This window comes from Serratia sp. L9 (assembly GCF_050632285.1).
Classification (GTDB): Bacteria; Pseudomonadota; Gammaproteobacteria; order Enterobacterales; family Enterobacteriaceae; genus Chania.
On record NZ_CP192591.1, the window covers coordinates 4,186,578 to 4,203,982 of the forward strand.

At 52.0% G+C, this 17,405-nt stretch carries 13 protein-coding genes, 2 tRNA genes and 4 pseudogenes; 10 read left to right on the forward strand and 9 right to left on the reverse strand.

Annotated elements, in window-relative coordinates; genetic code table 11:
- The first annotated feature begins 18 nt into the window (after positions 1-18).
- Positions 19-1,044, forward strand: a complete 1,026-nt coding sequence (purR, locus tag ACQ86O_RS19940; RefSeq protein WP_431222548.1) for an HTH-type transcriptional repressor PurR — start codon at positions 19-21, stop codon at positions 1,042-1,044.
- Here purR and punR read toward each other — a convergent pair.
- Positions 1,041-1,985 (reverse strand): DNA-binding transcriptional activator PunR, encoded by a 945-nt coding sequence (gene punR, locus ACQ86O_RS19945; RefSeq protein WP_431222549.1) that lies wholly within the window; start codon positions 1,983-1,985, stop codon positions 1,041-1,043. The two genes, purR and punR, sit on opposite strands and share 4 nt — an antisense overlap.
- Before the next feature lie 123 nt (positions 1,986-2,108).
- On the opposite strand from punR, the pseudogene punC reads away from it, so the two are divergent.
- Both punC and cfa read left to right on the forward strand, forming a co-directional pair.
- Positions 2,109-3,313: pseudogene (gene punC, locus ACQ86O_RS19950) on the forward strand (purine nucleoside transporter PunC).
- Between the two features lie 342 nt (positions 3,314-3,655).
- Positions 3,656-4,806: pseudogene (gene cfa / locus ACQ86O_RS19955) on the forward strand (cyclopropane fatty acyl phospholipid synthase).
- 58 nt (positions 4,807-4,864) lie between these two features.
- On the opposite strand, the gene ACQ86O_RS19960 reads toward cfa, so the two are convergent.
- Together ACQ86O_RS19960 and ACQ86O_RS19965 are read right to left on the reverse strand one after the other, a co-directional pair.
- A complete protein-coding gene (locus tag ACQ86O_RS19960) occupies positions 4,865-5,158 on the reverse strand; it encodes an I78 family peptidase inhibitor (RefSeq protein ID WP_431222550.1) in 294 nt (97 codons plus the stop codon).
- Positions 5,159-5,203: 45 nt separating this feature from the next.
- Complete coding sequence (locus tag ACQ86O_RS19965) at positions 5,204-5,854, reverse strand: riboflavin synthase subunit alpha (RefSeq protein WP_431222551.1); 651 nt, start codon at positions 5,852-5,854, stop codon at positions 5,204-5,206.
- Between the two features lie 325 nt (positions 5,855-6,179).
- Here ACQ86O_RS19965 and ACQ86O_RS19970 point away from each other — a divergent pair, with 325 nt between their 5' ends.
- The 7 genes from ACQ86O_RS19970 to ACQ86O_RS20000 all read left to right on the forward strand — a co-directional run bounded on the left by ACQ86O_RS19970 (position 6,180) and on the right by ACQ86O_RS20000 (position 10,742).
- Positions 6,180-7,556: an MATE family efflux transporter gene (locus ACQ86O_RS19970; protein WP_431222552.1), complete on the forward strand. Its 1,377-nt coding sequence runs from the start codon at positions 6,180-6,182 to the stop codon at positions 7,554-7,556.
- A gap of 192 nt (positions 7,557-7,748) precedes the next feature.
- Positions 7,749-7,825: transfer RNA gene (locus tag ACQ86O_RS19975), tRNA-Val, on the forward strand.
- 20 nt (positions 7,826-7,845) lie between these two features.
- Positions 7,846-7,922, forward strand: a tRNA-Val gene (locus ACQ86O_RS19980).
- 120 nt (positions 7,923-8,042) lie between these two features.
- Entirely contained in the window at positions 8,043-8,348 is a 306-nt protein-coding gene (locus tag ACQ86O_RS19985; protein WP_431222553.1) for a cupin, read from the forward strand.
- A complete protein-coding gene (locus ACQ86O_RS19990; RefSeq protein WP_431222554.1) occupies positions 8,345-8,791 on the forward strand; it encodes a hypothetical protein in 447 nt (148 codons plus the stop codon). Before ACQ86O_RS19985 ends, ACQ86O_RS19990 begins: the two co-directional genes overlap by 4 nt.
- Entirely contained in the window at positions 8,788-10,200 is a 1,413-nt protein-coding gene (pykF, locus tag ACQ86O_RS19995) for a pyruvate kinase PykF (protein ID WP_431222555.1), read from the forward strand. The genes ACQ86O_RS19990 and pykF overlap by 4 nt, the downstream gene beginning before the upstream one ends.
- 305 nt (positions 10,201-10,505) lie before the next feature.
- On the forward strand, positions 10,506-10,742 hold the full coding sequence (locus ACQ86O_RS20000; protein ID WP_005165631.1) for a major outer membrane lipoprotein: 237 nt from the start codon (positions 10,506-10,508) through the stop codon (positions 10,740-10,742).
- A gap of 161 nt (positions 10,743-10,903) precedes the next feature.
- Here the strand turns inward: ACQ86O_RS20000 and ACQ86O_RS20005 are convergent, their stop codons facing one another.
- The 6 genes and pseudogenes from ACQ86O_RS20005 to sufB all read right to left on the reverse strand — a co-directional run bounded on the left by ACQ86O_RS20005 (position 10,904) and on the right by sufB (position 17,403).
- A complete protein-coding gene (locus ACQ86O_RS20005; protein ID WP_431222556.1) occupies positions 10,904-11,917 on the reverse strand; it encodes a L,D-transpeptidase family protein in 1,014 nt (337 codons plus the stop codon).
- Positions 11,918-12,203: 286 nt separating this feature from the next.
- Positions 12,204-12,620 (reverse strand): cysteine desulfuration protein SufE, encoded by a 417-nt coding sequence (gene sufE / locus ACQ86O_RS20010; protein WP_431222557.1) that lies wholly within the window; start codon positions 12,618-12,620, stop codon positions 12,204-12,206.
- Positions 12,621-12,637: 17 nt separating this feature from the next.
- Positions 12,638-13,857 (reverse strand): annotated as a pseudogene (gene sufS / locus ACQ86O_RS20015) (cysteine desulfurase SufS).
- Positions 13,854-15,140: a Fe-S cluster assembly protein SufD gene (sufD, locus tag ACQ86O_RS20020; RefSeq protein ID WP_431222558.1), complete on the reverse strand. Its 1,287-nt coding sequence runs from the start codon at positions 15,138-15,140 to the stop codon at positions 13,854-13,856. The pseudogene sufS and the gene sufD overlap by 4 nt, the downstream one beginning before the upstream one ends.
- Positions 15,115-15,861: a Fe-S cluster assembly ATPase SufC gene (gene sufC, locus ACQ86O_RS20025; protein WP_431222559.1), complete on the reverse strand. Its 747-nt coding sequence runs from the start codon at positions 15,859-15,861 to the stop codon at positions 15,115-15,117. Before sufC ends, sufD begins: the two co-directional genes overlap by 26 nt.
- A gap of 43 nt (positions 15,862-15,904) precedes the next feature.
- A pseudogene (gene sufB / locus ACQ86O_RS20030) lies at positions 15,905-17,403 on the reverse strand (Fe-S cluster assembly protein SufB).
- Between the last annotated feature and the right edge of the window lie 2 nt (positions 17,404-17,405).

Consider the following 17,405-nt stretch of genomic DNA (forward strand, 5'->3'; position numbering starts at 1 on the left):
TCAGGAGTCATTCTTTACATGGCAACGATTAAAGATGTGGCCAAACGCGCTGGCGTTTCTACCACTACCGTTTCCCACGTTATCAATAAAACGCGTTTCGTCGCCGAAGATACCAAAGCAGCCGTTTGGGCTGCGATAAAAGAGCTGCACTATTCCCCTAGCGCCGTGGCCCGCAGCCTGAAAGTCAACCACACCAAATCTATCGGCCTGCTGGCCACATCAAGCGAAGCGCCCTACTTTGCCGAAGTGATCGAAGCGGTAGAAAACAGTTGTTACAGCAAGGGTTACACACTCATCTTATGTAACTCGCACAATAACCTCGATAAGCAGCAAGCTTATCTGGCCATGCTGGCTCAAAAGCGCGTCGATGGATTGCTGGTGATGTGTTCTGAATATCCAGACCAGTTACTGGGGATGCTGGAGGATTACCGCAATATTCCCATGGTCGTTATGGATTGGGGCAGCGCGCGTGGGGACTTCACCGATACGATTATCGACAATGCCTTCGAAGGGGGCTATCAGGCTGGCCGTTACCTGATCGAGCGTGGTCATCGGGATATTGGCGCCATTCCTGGTCAACTTTCGCGTAACACCGGCGGCGGCCGCCATCAGGGCTTCCTGAAGGCGTTGGAAGAGGCTCATATCGAAGTACGCGAAGAGTGGATTGTTCAGGGGGATTTCGAGCCTGAGTCCGGTTACAAGGCCATGCATCAAATTCTTTCGCAAAAACACCGCCCTACCGCGGTGTTCTGCGGAGGCGACATCATGGCGATGGGGGCTATCTGTGCTGCCGACGAATTGGGGCTGCGCGTACCGCAGGATATTTCGGTGATCGGTTACGATAACGTGCGTAATGCCCGTTACTTTACCCCGGCACTGACCACCATTCACCAGCCTAAAGAAAGACTGGGGGAAATGGCCTTCACCATGTTGCTGGACCGCATTATCAGCAAGCGTGAAGAGTCACAGGTTATCGAAGTACATCCTAAGCTGATCGAACGCCGTTCCGTTGCGGATGGCCCTTTTATCGATTACCGCCGCTAACTGCCCATGCCGGGCAGCAGTGTGTTGCCCGGCAGTTCTTCGCTTAGCCATTCCTGGTTGAGCGTGTCGCTGTCACCCAGATAATCCAATAACCACGCCATTGCCGGTGATTGGGCATTTTGCTGCCATGTCAGGCAACAGGCGCTGGGTGGGAAGGGTTCATGCAGTTGCAGCGCCACCAGCTCTCCGCTTTGCACCATCGGCAGAACCCGATGTGCGGGAACCATGCCGACACACAAACCAGCCCGCAGGCAGTCTACCGCCGAAACCCAATCAGGCACGTTTAACCGCCGCTGGTTATCCAGCGACCAAGTCACACGTTTGGGTAAATTGCGGGAGGTATCCTCCAGCAGCAATGAGGGATAAGGCCGCAATTGATCGTTATGCAACTCCCCTTTCAAAGCTGCCAGAGGATGGCTGGCATGCACCACGCACAGCCAGTTCATAAAACCCATATCACGAAAAGCATACCCACCGCCGACCGGCACCGCTCGCGTGGCACCAATCGCCATCTCCGCACGACCATCTACCAACGCATCCCACACGCCATTAAATACTTCCGGCTGCACCACCAATTCCACATCGGGGAAATGACGATAAAAATCCAGTACCAGTTGGCGGCTACGCAGCGGTTTCACAATCAAGTCGACCGCAATCCTCAATTGACCACGCCAACCATTAGCGACCTGTTGACATTGCCGCCGCGTATCAAGCATTTTTTTGATAACAAGCCGCGCCTCTTTAACGAACAGGACCCCGGCAGGCGTCAGTTCCACATCGCGATGGCGTCGTTCAAACAACGGCACGGCAAGCCATTGTTCCAATTGCCGCACGGTGTAGCTCACCGCAGAGGGTACCCGATGTAATTCCTGCGCCGCCGCACTGAAACTCCCCGTTCGAGCCACCGCATCAACCACATCAAGCGAATATTCAGACCACATAGCTTGCCTTCAAATTTTTTAATAGCATCTTGCAAATATTACCGTTTCACAAGCAGAGATCCAGCCGGATAAACTTGCCGGCGCTAAAAAACCTGCGACAACATAATTTTAACGAGAAATACCATGCGAAACTTTGGATTTATGTTTTACCTTGCCGGCCTGAGTATGTTGGGTTACCTGGCCACCGATATGTATCTGCCGGCGTTTGGCGCCATGCAACAGGACTTACAGATCTCTGCCGGGGCAATCAGCGCCAGCCTGAGTATCTTCCTGGCGGGCTTCGCCTTTGCTCAACTGTTGTGGGGGCCGCTGTCGGACCGTCTGGGGCGCAAACCGGTGTTGTTGATGGGCCTGGTGTTATTTGCTCTCGGTTGTCTGGGGATGCTGTGGGTGCAGAACGTGGTGCAGTTGTGGTCAATGCGTTTCATTCAGGCCGTTGGGGTCTGCTCTGCCGCAGTGACCTGGCAAGCCATTGTTGTGGATCGTTACCGCGATGGCAAAGCCAACCGTGTTTTTGCCTCCATTATGCCGCTGGTTGCCCTTTCCCCGGCACTCGCCCCGCTGTTGGGAGCCTGGCTGCTGAACCATATGGGATGGAGAGCCATCTTCATGGTACTGCTTGCTATCACTGCGTTGCTGCTTATCCCAACCCTGTTGCTGAAAGATCGCAGCCGGCTGGTACCCTGCGCGGATAAAAAACCGAGTATCAGCTTTTACCAGATTTTAAAATCTCCGGTCTTCAGCGGTAATGTGATGGTATTTGCCGCCTGCTCTGCCGGATTCTTTGCCTGGCTTACAGGCTCCCCCTTTATTCTCGGCGAAATGGGTTACAGCCCCAACGATATTGGTCTGAGCTATGTCCCGCAAACGCTGGCTTTCTTGTTAGGGGGTTTAGCTGCCGTAGCGCTTTAAACCGCATTTCTGGCAAAACGTTGCTGCCGTGGCTGCTGTTAGCTTATGGCGTCAGTATGCTGGCGCTATACCTGATCGCTACGTTGAGCGAGCCGACGCTGACAACTTTGTTAATCCCGTTCTGTTTTATGGCGTTGGTCAATGGTGCCAGCTATCCTATTTTGGTGGCCAATGCATTGATGCCATTCCCGAACAGCAGTGGCAAGGCCGCAGCGTTGCAAAATACCTTACAGCTGGGGCTGTGTTTTATCGCCAGTCTGCTGGTTTCGGCTTTTATCACCAAGCCGCTGTTGGCAACGGCAACCGTCATGCTTGCCACCGTATTTTTGGCTGCTTTGGGGTATATGATCCAACGCGGGAAAGGTGCGGACAACGAGCAGGTAACGCGGCAGGAGCCTGCGGACTCTATGTCATAATTACCTTGGTAAATAGTTAGTTAATGAAAGTTCTTGCCGAGTGCGATTTATTATTGAGTCTCCGCCTCGGCAAGCCTATACTCAAAACGACCTTTTAAAATAACATCTTTACCCAGCATTTATCACAAACGGTGATTATGTAAGTGGGAGTTGTCACGCTTTATTTAAGGAATCATTTTACCTGCGCCCTTTTGCGCTGGGAGTCTCTTAAATTTCCTCTGTTCATAGTCGGATATCAGACGCCACGGTGAAATCTTGCCGTAGGTAAACGTATGTACCAGTAGAGATCGACTACGCTATTTTCTGCTGGGGCATAAGTCAGAAGAAGGTGATGGAGAAGCTATGAGTTCATCGTGTATAGAAGATCTGAGCATACAGGATAACCATTGGTATCGTATCGTGCATGAGATGCTCGGTTTGGCCGATATAGAGATCAATGGCGCACGCCCTTTTGATATTCAGGTTCACAATCCCAATTTTTTTAAACGCGTTTTGCAACAAGGTTCTTTGGGCCTGGGCGAAAGTTATATGGATGGTTGGTGGGAATGTGAAAGGCTGGACGTATTCTTTCAGCGCGTTATCGCTGCGGGTCTTGAAACTAAACTGCCCCGCCATCTGAAAGATACTCTGCGTATTGCCGCCGCTCGCCTGACCAACCTGCAATCAAAAAACGTGCCTGGATTGTGGGTAAGGAACATTACGATCTGGGTAACGATCTATTTACCCTGATGCTGGATCCTTATATGCAATATTCTTGTGCCTATTGGAAAGAAGCTACCACGCTTGAAGAGGCTCAGATTGCCAAGCTGCGTATGATTTGCGAAAAACTTCATCTGCAACCCGGTATGCGTGTATTGGATATCGGCTGTGGCTGGGGTGGTCTCTCTGCCTATGCAGCCAAAAATTACGGGGTTTCCATGGTGGGGGTAACGATTTCCGCCGAGCAGCAGAAATTAGCGCAGGAACGTTGTGCTGGTCTGGACGTGGAAATACTGTTGCAGGACTACCGCGATCTCAACCAACAATTTGACCGCATTGTTTCCGTAGGCATGTTCGAACACGTCGGGCCAAAAAACTACCAGACCTATTTCAACGTGGTTGAACGTAATTTAAAACCGGACGGCCTATTCCTGTTACATACCATCGGTTCAAATCGGACAGATATGAATGTTGATCCGTGGATCAACAAATATATCTTCCCGAATGGCTGTCTGCCTTCGGTTAAACATATTGCCCGTGCCAGTGAAGGCCTGTTTGTCATGGAAGACTGGCATAATATCGGTGCAGATTACGATCGTACCCTGATGGCCTGGTATGAACGTTTCAAACGCGGCTGGCCACAACTGGCTGCCAACTATTCTGAGCGCTTCGAGAGGATGTTCAGCTATTATCTGAATGCCTGCGCGGGGTCGTTCCGTGCGCGTGATATCCAATTGTGGCAAGTGGTGTTCAGCCCGAAAGGTATCGAAGGTGGGCTTCGCGTTCCACGCTAAACTATTCCAAGTCTACTGATGAACAACCCCGGGTAAACCGGGGTTGTTTTTTTAAAACTCAACCGCAATAAACGCGAATGATTTTGTCATCGCTGTCACCCAGGAAGTTCAGGCGCTGCAAATTAAAATCCATGGTTACGGCTGAGTTATAAGGAATGGTACGAACCTGGTGTGGGATATTGACCCCATCAAGTGCGGAAAGCGGTTTGCCAACATAGCTTTGATACTGCGAAGCACCACAACTATCATTTTCAACGTCTGCCGACTGCGGTTCAGCTTGCTCAGATGTGCTCGAGCAGGCCGCTAGCGCCAACAGCGCTGCTAACATCAACGTTTTCCCATAAAACTTCACGTTTGGCTCCTCTTGGTGTTTTACTGCATTGTTACGTCAGGATGTTCAAGCCTTGGATGCTAACGCACTCGCCGCGGCAATGGCCGCTTCACGGCTGGCCAGCACACGCTCCACGGTATCAACTACCGCCTGAGTCTGAGGATCGATCTCGATATTCACTTTATCCCCCAGACGTTTTTTGCCCAGCGTGGTGCGCTCAAGCGTTTCTGGGATTAAATGTACACAAAAACGGTTATTTACCACTTCACCGATGGTCAGACTAATACCATCGATACCGATAAACCCTTTATGCAGCACATATTTCATCAGATCAATATTCGGCATCCGCAACCAGATCTGGCGGTTATTTTCCGAGGTATAAATTTTGGCGACTTCCGCCGTACAAATAATATGACCAGACATCAGGTGCCCGCCAATTTCATCGTTGAACTTGGCTGCTCTCTCGATGTTGACGACGTTCCCGAGCTTCAGATCGCCAAGATTGGTCAATCGCAGGGTTTCCTTGATCAGGTCAAAACTGACCTGGTTGCCTGCAATGGCCGTAACGGTCAGGCAGCAACCGTTGTGAGCCACCGAAGCGCCCAGCTCCAGCCCCGGCAGCAGTTCATCCGGCATTTCAATGACGTGGGTGCGAAAATTGGGTTTCTCATCAACGGCAACCAGCGGAGCGGTGCCCTGTACGATACCGGTAAACATGTTGGCCTCTTCTTTTGAATATGTTCAAAACGCTGCTGGCAGTTTGCCCCAGTTATCGTAGAAAACCAAACCCGCAAAACCAAAAAAGTGGCATTTGCGCATTAAATATGCCCCTTCGGCCAGACTATCTCGGGTAGAGTACGGAACAGATATAGGCAGACAAACACGCCGCCTTTTGATATACGGTGGTATAACGATTTCATTACAATATTTGCTTAACTACAATGAGCAGGTACAATATTTTTTTGATTCATCTCCGCAACTTGTATTTGTTGCCTATTGATGGCAACAACCCTTCCCCATAAATAATTAAAAAGGTGTATACGTGCAGAAGTACTTCATTGAGGCGCGTAGTTTACTCGCCCTCGCTATTCCAGTCATCATCGCGCAAATATCTCAAACCGCAATGGGCGTGGTCGATACTATTATGGCGGGAGCCTACAGCGCCACGGATATGGCCGCCGTTGCCGTCGGCACCTCCATCTGGTTGCCGGTCATTCTTTTTGGCCATGGTTTGCTGCTGGCCCTGACCCCGGTGATCGCCCAGCTAAACGGAGCCGGTCGCCGCGATCGTATTGCCCACCAGGTGCGCCAGGGTTTCTGGCTGGCATCGGGGGTTTCGGTGTTGATTATCGCCCTGATCTATAACAGCAGGCTGGTGCTCGACATGATGCACAACATCGACCCGGTATTGGCCGATAAAGCCGTGGGTTTTCTACATGCCATCATGTGGGGCGCACCTGGCTATCTGTTCTTCCAGGTGGTACGTAACCAGTGCGAAGGCTTATCCAAAACCAAACCCGGGATGGTGATTGGCTTTATCGGTCTGCTGATCAACATTCCCATCAACTACATTCTTATCTTCGGCAAGTTCGGCATGCCGGAATTAGGCGGGATTGGCTGTGGCGTCGCCACTGCCAGCGTGTATTGGATGATGTTCCTGATGATGCGCTGGTATGCCAAACGTGCGCCTTCACAACGCGATATCAAGCTGGAAGAAGGTGCACACCGTGGCCCGGACTGGCAAGCCCTGAAGCGCCTGATAGCCATAGGTATGCCGGTAGCGCTGGCCTTGTTTTTTGAAGTCACACTGTTTGCCGTGGTGGCGCTATTGGTGTCACCACTTGGCATCGTCGCCGTTGCCGGACACCAGATTGCGCTGAACTTCAGCTCACTGATGTTTGTTCTGCCCCTATCGCTGGGGGTCGGGGCAACCATTCGCGTCGGGCACAGTTTAGGTGAAGGTTCCGTTGAAGGTGCTCGAGTTGCAGCCTATGCAGCAATTGCTGTGGGTATTGTGATGGCCAGTTGCTCGGCGTTGTTCACCGCCACCTTCCGTGAGTCTATCGCCCTGCTGTATAACGACAACCCGGCGGTCGTCTCCATGGCTTCGCATCTGATGCTGCTGGCCGCTATCTACCAGATATCCGACTCCGTCCAAGTGACCGGCAGTGGTATTCTGCGGGGTTATAAAGATACCCGAGCGATCTTCTACATCACCTTTGTCGCCTATTGGGTGCTTGGATTACCGAGCGGCTATCTGTTGGCTCTGACCGATTATATCGTCCCGGCCATGGGGCCAAGCGGATTCTGGATTGGCTTTATTATCGGTTTGACCTTCGCTGCCATCATGATGGTATTGCGTATGCGTTGGTTACAACGCCAGCCACCGGCCTTGATCTTACAACGCGCCACCCGTTAAAACCTTTCGCCGGTCTGATGACTGCAGACCGGCGAGTTCTCTGCCAAGCCTTGCAGAAAAAATCGCCTTACTGCACATAAGCTCAGCAATCGCGTGAAATACCAAATAAAATTGCGCTTTACCCCTTGCCAGCAGGCGGGTAGCTCGTTAATATTCGTCCCCGCTGTCAGCCATGACAGACAGGAAAAAGATGCGTCCGTAGCTCAGTTGGTTAGAGCACCACCTTGACATGGTGGGGGTCGATGGTTCGAGTCCATTCGGACGCACCAGATTCCTGTAGCAGTTCAGTGCGTCCGTAGCTCAGTTGGTTAGAGCACCACCTTGACATGGTGGGGGTCGATGGTTCGAGTCCATTCGGACGCACCAATTCTTTTTACCGTTTTCTCGTGTTTCATCCCTTGTTAAAAATCACTGTGACATCAGCTATAGCCAGAGCAAACGCGCATCAGATATTATCAGCGCCGGATCCTGACAGAGGTAAACTTGATGTTGGTATTTAAAGCGCAGACACCGTTTAAAGATCTCGACAATGGCCTTTCCCGCTGCCAAGGGATGATGAGCGATAACTCCCCTGCCAGTGAAGTGAAATTCGAAACGGGTGCCTTTGGTCAGTTGCAGAAACAGCCTTACCCACAGCAAATCCGCATTATTTCCGGCGAGTTCGAATTCACCATCGGCAGCACAGTCCATATTGCTATTGCCGGAGAAACGTTAGCGATCCCTGCAGCCACTTTATTTGGTTGTTTTTGCCTGGTGGCCGGTTCCTTGCTGGAGATCCAACCGCGCACTTGAAGCAAAATTCATGGTCTGGCGCTGAACCGCCCGCTAACGGCTATCATATTCATTTACAGAAATGTCATTTGCGCAACAAACCCTTGCCAGCAGCCTCTATTTGCGCCACATTTTCCCCTTTTTTATCTAAAGCTGCAGCGCACATCGGTTTTTTATTTTGTTTCCTGCGGCAGAGCCTTTATAATGCGCAACGTCTTTCAGTTGAATGGTTTCAGCCCTTGATCTGCGAAAACGCAATAACAACAAATTCTCATCCCTTCTTTTTGCGCAGCATCCCCGTATCCGGGCATTGGCCAATTTTTTCTACATCCTTTCAACTGTGGTCACCTATTCTTAACTATGTTTTTCACTACCAGGCAACACTCAAATCCCTTACCGATGGCCTAGCCGCCGGTACCTTTAGTTTTATTATTCAACATAACTTGCAGAAAAAATCGTCATGAAAAAGACCAAAATTGTTTGTACCATCGGCCCGAAAACCGAGTCGGAAGAAATGCTGACCAGCCTGCTGAACGCAGGCATGAACGTAATGCGCCTTAACTTCTCTCATGGCGATTACGAAGAGCACGGCAACCGTATCAAGAATATGCGTGCCGTGATGGCAAAAACAGGCAAAACTGCTGGCATCCTGCTCGATACCAAAGGCCCGGAAATCCGTACCATGAAGCTGGAAGGCGGTGCTGATGCCGCTCTGGTTGCTGGCCAGACCTTCACCTTTACTACCGATCAGAGCGTTATCGGCAACAAAGAGCGCGTCGCGGTCACCTATCCTGGTTTTGCTGCCGACCTGAAAATTGGCAATACCGTGCTGGTTGATGACGGCCTGATTGGTATGGAAGTCACCTCAGTAACGGAAGGCGAAGTTGTTTGTAAGGTGTTGAACAGCGGCGATCTGGGCGAGAACAAAGGCGTTAACCTGCCTGGCGTTTCCATCCAGCTGCCAGCCCTGGCTGAAAAAGACAAGCGTGACCTGATCTTCGGTTGTGAGCAAGGCGTGGACTTTGTGGCTGCCTCCTTCATCCGTAAACGTTCCGACGTGCTGGAAATCCGTGAGCACCTGAAAACCCACGGCGGCGAGAGCATCCAGATCATCTCAAAAATTGAGAACCAGGAAGGCCTGAACAACTTTGACGAGATCCTCGAGGCTTCCGACGGCATCATGGTTGCCCGTGGTGATCTGGGCGTAGAGATCCCGGTTGAAGAAGTTATCTTCGCCCAGAAAATGATGATCGAGAAATGTAACCGTGCGCGTAAAGTGGTTATCACGGCTACCCAGATGCTGGATTCGATGATCAAAAACCCGCGCCCTACTCGTGCAGAAGCCGGTGACGTTGCAAACGCCATCCTGGACGGTACCGATGCGGTTATGCTGTCTGGTGAAAGTGCCAAGGGGAAATACCCGCTGGAAGCCGTTACCATCATGGCAACCATCTGCGAGCGTACCGATCGCGTGATGCCTAGCCGCATCGACACCCTGAACGACAACCGTAAACTGCGTATCACCGAAGCGGTGTGCCGTGGTGCGGTTGAAACCGCCGAAAAACTGGACGCGCCACTGATTGTGGTTGCCACCAGCGGCGGTAAATCTGCCAAATCCGTGCGTAAATACTTCCCTAACGCCGTGATCCTGGCGCTGACCACCAATGAAATTACTGCACGTCAGTTGATTCTGAGTAAAGGCGTCGTTACCCAGATAGTTAAAGAAATCGCCTCTACAGACGATTTCTACCGTATCGGGAAAGAAGCGGCTCTGGCGAGTGGCCTGGCACAGAAAGGCGACGTTGTAGTCATGGTTTCTGGTGCTCTGGTAGCAAGTGGTACCACCAATACTGCTTCGGTCCACGTTCTGTAATAAATAAACGTGACAAAAGTTTTTGACCCAAACGCCGCTTAGCGGCGTTTTTTTATCTTCTATAAACTGTTTTCTGAAAAACGCAACCATTACTGCTCATTATTTAGCTAATTTCAATTAAGAGTTGTCCCATGGAATCCGGCTGTTTTCCTTCGTTTTTTAACTATTTTGCAAAACAAGATGCAAGTTTGAGCGAACGATCAAAATAAAGAGCCCTAATACAAAAAAATTATTCTCTTTCGAAAAAAGTTTGTGTAATACTTGTAACGCTACATGGAGATTAACTCAATCTAGAGGGTGTTATAATGAATCGTACTAAACTGGTACTGGGCGCGGTAATCCTGGCTTCTACTATGCTGGCTGGTTGCTCAAGCAACGCTAAAATCGATCAACTGTCTTCTGACGTTCAGACTCTGAACGCTAAAGTTGATCAGCTGAGCAACGACGTGAACGCAATCCGTTCTGACGTTCAAGCAGCTAAAGACGACGCAGCGCGCGCTAACCAGCGTCTGGACAACCAAGCACACGCTTACAAAAAGTAAGATAGCTTCGGTTATTGAAAACGGTGCACATTGTGCACCGTTTTTTTTGTTCAAATATTTGCTTACCGCCAGCGCCCTATTTTTTAGTCTTGCCTATTATCAAAAATAAAAAAAGCCCGGCTTAACGCCAGGCCTGGTCATTCTCACCTGCTATTCCAGGTTTAGTTCACCGAAGTGATAGGCGCTCCACCCGTCGTGTCATTACCCTCACTCTGAGGCTCTGTAGGCGCCATAGACGCCGCCGAAGGGTCCTGCCCGACACTCACCAACACTGGCATGCCTGAACGCCTTACAATGGCGCTGTCGAACATGGCTTTATCGGTCTGCTCATCAGCAACGAACGCTTTCTGATTTTTAGAAAGTGCGATTGCCATGGTCTGCGGATCGTCACTAGCCACTTTTGACAGTGGCTGATGCACTTCAACATAGCGTTTACCATCCGGCTCAACCGATACTTTCACCGGTTCATTGACGATCTGAACTCTCGTGCCTTTCGGCACCATATTGAACAGCGCTTCGATATCATCAGGGCGCAAACGGATACAGCCAGAGCTGACGCGCATCCCGATACCAAAGTTGGCGTTAGTGCCGTGGATCAGGTATTCCCCATGCCCCATAGCCAGACGCATGGCAAACAGCCCCATCGGGTTCTCTGGCCCTGCCGGAACAACTCCTGGCAGAGTCACCCCCTGCGAGGCGTAGCGTTTGCGGATGTTAGCCGTTGGGGTCCAGGTCGGGTTGGGGATCTTCTGGCTTACCGAAGTCACCTTCAGCGGCGTATGCATGCCGGTCTGGCCGATGCCGATCGGATACACGATCACTTTGTCTTCCCCTGCCGGGTAATAATAAAGCCGCAGCTCGGCAAGATTGACCACGATCCCTTCCCTTGGCGTATCTGGCAGTAACATTTGGGTTGGGATCGTCAGCGCAGTGCCAGGCGTTGGCAGATAAGGATCGGTACCCGGGTTGGCCTCCAGCATGCCCAACAAACCAATCTTGTAATCAGCAGCGATAGCCTCCAGTGAGCGGCCATCGTTTGGTACGTTATAGATCGTATTCTCACCTATCAGACGGCTGCCTGGCGGCGGTAGTGGATATTCGTTCATACTGGCGGCCTGGGCGCCGGTCAGCACGGTGGCGAATAGCACGCCCAGTAAAATCAACGCACGTTTCATTCTCATCCCTATTTTTATTACAGTTCATGGCAAGGCTATCTGGCGCCTGCGGGTAGGTAAATCAGAAAAATCCTCGATCAATACTAGCAAGAACCCATTCAAAGGCAATAAGTTGTCTAAAAATCAACATGTTATAACGTAATTAATCGGGTGAATTGTCAATGAAACGTCAATGACTAACCCGCTGAAATACCAGTGGTTTAGCAGGTACAAGCGGGGGTTGGTGCCGGATTGTAAAGGCTCATTGACATAACTGGTTGTCAATCAGCCTTGGCAAGGCAGCCGATCAGGCGAGCAACGAGGCTTTACTGCGAATAGCCCGGATCATTGCTTCCAGACCTTGGGAGCGGGAAGGAGTCAGGTGTTGGCTCAGGGCCAATTCGGCAAAGAATGGGCGCACATCCAGCTCGATTATCTGCTGCGGCGTCAGTTGACGATACAGGATAAATACCACTGCCAGTAACCCCTTAACGATGGCGGCATCGCTATCACCATCAAACTCAACCCACCCTTCACGATCCTTTTTCATCACGATCCATACCTGGCTCTGGCAACCGGAGATCAGATTTGTTGCCAGCCGCGCACTTTCCTCCAGTGGGGGCAACTGGCTCCCCAACTCGATCACATACAGGTATTTCTCTTCCCAGTTAAGGCAGCGGGAAAAGTTGCGCACCAATTTATCTTTGTCTGGCCAATTCGCCATAAGGCATCCTTTGATGATTATCCCAACAGGTTGTGGATCCGTTGTAGACCCGCAACCAACCGATCCACTTCTTGTCGTGTATTGTACAACGCCAGAGAAGCTCGGCACATACTTGGCACCTGGTAGTACGCCATCAGCGGCATCGCGCAATGGTGCCCGGTGCGAATGGCAATCCCGTATTGATCCAGAAAGCTGCCTACATCGTAAGCATGGTGATCACCGAGATTAAAAGCGATGACGCCGGAGCGCTGTGCCGGGCCGTATATTTTCAGGGTGGGCACCTGTCGCAAGGCTTCCAGCCCGTAGTGCATTAAGGATTGCTCATAATCGTGGATCGCTTCCAGCCCCAGGGCATTCACGTAGTCGATTGCTGCCCCTAACCCCATAATAGCCGCGGTATTGGGCGAACCGGCTTCAAAGCGCCATGGCGGAGCTGCAAAGGTGGTGCCTGTAGTCAGGCTGACCTGCTGGATCATTGAGCCGCCGCCTTCCCAGGGGGCATCTGTGCCAGTAGTTCCTGTTTGCCATACAGGATACCGATCCCCGTTGGCCCGTAGAGCTTATGCCCGGAGAACGCATAGAAATCACAATCGAGCGCTCGTACATCAATACGTTGATGCATCACCGCCTGCGCGCCGTCTACCAGTACCTTCAGCCCTGCCGCTTTCGCTACCGGGATGATTTCACTCAGCGGATTAACCGTGCCCAACACGTTGGATACCTGAGTGATCGCCAGTAACTTGGTGGAGGTATCAATAAGCTCCGGCAACTGCGCCAGATCCAATGTGCCATCAGGCTGCAACGGCCAGACGCGCAACTGAATACCGCGCTCCTGAGCCAGCAACTGCCAAGGTACAATATTGGCGTGATGTTCCATCTCGGTAATAATGATGCTGTCACCAGCCGCCAGTAAGTGACGGCCAAAACTGTTGGCCACCAGGTTGATACCTTCGGTGGTCCCTTTGACAAACACAATCTCCTCCGCCGATCCCGCATTGATAAATTGCGCGACCTGCTCACGAACCGCCTCCATCTGCTGCGTCGCTTCCGCGCTCAGCGTATGGATGCCACGGTGCACCGCGGCATAGCCCTGGCGATAGAAATCCAGTTCACGATCGATCACCATCTGCGGTTTCTGTGCGCTGGCGGCGCTGTCGAGATAGGCCAGCGGTTGCCCGTTAACTTCCCGGGCCAGTAGCGGGAAATCACTGCGTATCCGCTCCAATGGATAACTCATGCCACCTCCTTCGGTAAGCGTTCGGCAATACGTGCCAGCACCTGTTGCCGAATTATTGGATTGGCGATCCCTTCCGTCAGTTCTGCTGCGAAAGCAAAAATAATCATCTGTTGCGCCGCATGTTTGCCGATCCCACGCGATTGCAGATAGAACAGCTGTTCCTTGTCGATACGACCAACGGTGGCTCCGTGGCTGCACTTAACGTCATCGGCGTAAATTTCCAGTTGCGGCTTGGTATCCACCTCAGCGACCTTTCCGAGCAGCAAGTTGTGGTTGGTCATCTGCCCGTCGGTTTTAATCGCATACTTGGCCACTTTGATCATGCCATTAAACACCGCCTTGGCCCGATCGCTGACCACGGTTTTATGCAACTGGCGGCTTTCACAATAACCTTTGTTGTGTTCAAGATAGGTTCGGGTATCACAGACGTCTTTGCCTACCGGCAGCACCAGGCTATTGATCTGCAGATTTGCGCCTTCGCCGTTCAACTGAGCGCTGGTGTTATGGCGAGTCAGCCCAGCCCCCAGCAGAAAGCTGTCGCTTTTCACCCGCGCATCGCGGCCAATCAGCAGGTCGTTATGAGCAAAGTGGTAACTTGCCTGGCTTTCAAAAGCCAGTTTGCAATGGCGCAGCACGGCATTATCGCCAACCGCAGCGGTCAGACGCGCACCGGTAAAATGGGCCGCTGAGCCCAGGCTGGCATAATGCTCGATCACCTCCGCCTGGGCGCCCGATGCAATCTCCAGGTGGTGTCGGTGATGCAGCGTGTTGACTTCGCCTTCCTGCTCACGCCCGCTGCTGATATGCAGCAGGTAGAGCGGCTTGGTTGGCGCTTTATCCGCTGCCAGACGAATCAAGGTGGTTTCCGCTGCCAGGCTTTCGGTCAGATGCAGGAAAATCTCTGGCTGGACAGCTTCCGGTAACCTTTGCTGCGATCCATACGCAACCAGCTCCAACTGATAGCCGCCAAGATCATCATCACTCAATTGCGGGCAGAAACGCCCATCGACAAACACCAGGCGGTAAGCGTCTATTTCCAGCGCGAGCGAATCACGCTGCGCGACACTAAGCACTTTGCCCGAAGGTTCCAGAAAGCGTTGGGCCAACAAGCCTTCCAACGGAGTATATTTCCAGTTCTCATGCTTGCGGGTCGGCCAGCCAAGGCGCAGGGCCTGTTGCCAGTGCGCCATAGCGTGAGCCGAACGTTCGCCACCCCGGGTTTCAAACAGGCTGTACATCTGCTGCAGCGCCTGCGAATTATTGTTGGTCGGAAAGCCAGCCATAACCCTGCTCCTCCAACTGTTTCACCAAAGAAAAATCACCGGACTTGACGATCCGCCCCTGAGAAAGAACATGCACATAGTCCGGCTTGATATAATCCAAAATACGCTGGTAGTGAGTCACAATAATAAAAGCACGCTTGCCGTCACGTAGCGAGTTAACGCCGTTAGCCACAATCTTCAGGGCATCGATATCCAGCCCAGAATCCGTTTCATCCAGAATGCAAAGATCGGGCTCCAGCGCGGCCATCTGCAAAATATCGTTGCGCTTCTTCTCTCCGCCGGAAAAACCAACGTTCACCGAGCGGGTCAACAGATCCGCAGGCATATTCAGCAACTCAATTTTCTGCTCAATAAAATCGGCGAAATCGAAGCGGTCGAGCGCTTCCTGCCCACGGTATTTGCGCACCGCATTTACCGATGTCTGCAAGAAGAAATGATTACTGACGCCGGGGATCTCCACCGGATATTGAAACGCCAGAAATACCCCCTCTCCGGCACGCTCCTCCGGATCCAGGCTCAGCAGATCTTTCCCTTTAAAGCTCACTTCCCCCTCAAGGACTTCATACTCTTCGCGCCCGGCCAGCGTCGCGGAAAGCGTGCTTTTCCCGGAACCATTCGGCCCCATGATGGCATGTACCTCACCAGGCTTGATCTCCAGGCTGAGTCCCTTGAGGATCTCGTTGCCTTCTGCGCTGACTTTCAAATTCTTGATACTTAACATGCTGTGTCCTCTGGTGGCGCTGCTGCGCCAAAAAATCTGCGGCTTAACCGACGCTGTGTTCCAGGCTGATCGCCAGTAATTTCTGCGCCTCTACGGCAAATTCCAGCGGCAGCTCGGAGAATACGTCTTTACAGAAACCGTTAACGATCATTGAAATGGCGTCATCTTCACTGATGCCACGCTGCAGGCAGTAAAACAGTTGGTCGTCGCCAATTTTCGAGGTGGTCGCTTCGTGTTCCAACTGGGCGCTATTATTACGCGCCTCCACATAAGGGAAGGTATGCGCCCCGCTGTCCGGCCCGATCAGCATGGAGTCGCATTGGGTAAAGTTACGGGCGTTTTCCGCGCCAGGCAGGATTTTCACCAAGCCACGATAGGTATTCTGGCTATGCCCGGCCGAGATACCTTTGGCGATGATGGTGGATTTGGTGTTCTTGCCAATGTGGATCATCTTGGTGCCGGTATCCGCCTGCTGATAGCCGCTGGTCAGTGCCACAGAGAAAAACTCGCCGATAGAGTTATCGCCCTGCAGGATCACGCTTGGGTATTTCCAGGTGATGGCTGAGCCGGTTTCCGACTGCGTCCAGGACATTTTGGAACCCGCCCCTTCACACAACGCACGTTTAGTGACGAAGTTAAGAATGCCCCCTTGCTTTCACCGCCGCCAGCAAACCAGTTTTGCACCGTTGAATACTTCACCTCGGCATCTTTATGCAGGATCACTTCCACCACTGCGGCGTGCAACTGGTAACTGTCGCGCACTGGCGCAGAGCAGCCTTCGATATAACTGACATAGCTGCCTTCATCGGCGATCAGGATAGTGCGTTCAAACTGGCCGGTTTTTGCTGCGTTGATACGAAAATAGGTAGACAGCTCCATCGGGCAGCGAACGCCTTTCGGCACATAGACAAAAGTGCCATCAGAGGCCACGGCAGCATTGAGGGCGGCAAAGAAATTGTCATTATAGGGCACCACACGGCCTAAATACTGGCGCACCAGGTCCGGGTGTTCCTGAATGGCTTCGCCGAACGAACAGAAGATCACGCCGCTTTCTGCCAGCTTCTCACGATAGGTGGTAGCGACGGAAACGGAGTCAAAGATGGCATCCACAGCGACTTCGCTACCTTCACGCACCGGCACACCAAGCTGGTTGAACGCCAATTCGACCTCGCTGGTCAGGTAACTGTTTTCCGCCGCCGCACCGGGCTGCTGCTGCGCACCTGGCTGAGAGCCACAAGCGTCATCGCAACTGCCACAAGACGGTGCCGAATAATAGCTGTAATCCTGATAATTGAGTTTGTCATAGTTGGCTTTCAGCCAATGCGGCTCTTCCATCTGCAACCAGGCGCGGTAAGCTTCCAGGCGGAACTCCAGCATCCAATCAGGCTCGTTGCGCTTGGCTGAAATCGCTCGCACCACGTCTTCATTGATGCCTTTGGCTAACTCATCGGTTGCCAGTTGGGTGAAGAACCCCTCTTTGTAACGCCCCTCGCTGACCCAAGCCTGTACATCATCAGGAACTTCTACATTGCTTCGTGTCATAT

Excerpts from the sequence above, each read along its gene's own strand:
- purR (WP_431222548.1), top strand. The coding sequence starts at position 19 with ATGGCAACGATTAAAGATGTGGCCAAACGCGCTGGCGTTTCTACCACT.
- punR (WP_431222549.1), bottom strand. The coding sequence starts at position 1,985 with ATGTGGTCTGAATATTCGCTTGATGTGGTTGATGCGGTGGCTCGAACG.
- ACQ86O_RS19965 (WP_431222551.1), bottom strand. The coding sequence starts at position 5,854 with ATGTTTACCGGTATCGTACAGGGCACCGCTCCGCTGGTTGCCGTTGAT.
- ACQ86O_RS19985 (WP_431222553.1), top strand. The coding sequence starts at position 8,043 with ATGTTGGTATTTAAAGCGCAGACACCGTTTAAAGATCTCGACAATGGC.
- pykF (WP_431222555.1), top strand. The coding sequence starts at position 8,788 with ATGAAAAAGACCAAAATTGTTTGTACCATCGGCCCGAAAACCGAGTCG.
- ACQ86O_RS20000 (WP_005165631.1), top strand. The coding sequence starts at position 10,506 with ATGAATCGTACTAAACTGGTACTGGGCGCGGTAATCCTGGCTTCTACT.
- ACQ86O_RS20005 (WP_431222556.1), bottom strand. The coding sequence starts at position 11,917 with ATGAAACGTGCGTTGATTTTACTGGGCGTGCTATTCGCCACCGTGCTG.
- sufE (WP_431222557.1), bottom strand. The coding sequence starts at position 12,620 with ATGGCGAATTGGCCAGACAAAGATAAATTGGTGCGCAACTTTTCCCGC.
- sufD (WP_431222558.1), bottom strand. The coding sequence starts at position 15,140 with ATGGCTGGCTTTCCGACCAACAATAATTCGCAGGCGCTGCAGCAGATG.
- sufC (WP_431222559.1), bottom strand. The coding sequence starts at position 15,861 with ATGTTAAGTATCAAGAATTTGAAAGTCAGCGCAGAAGGCAACGAGATC.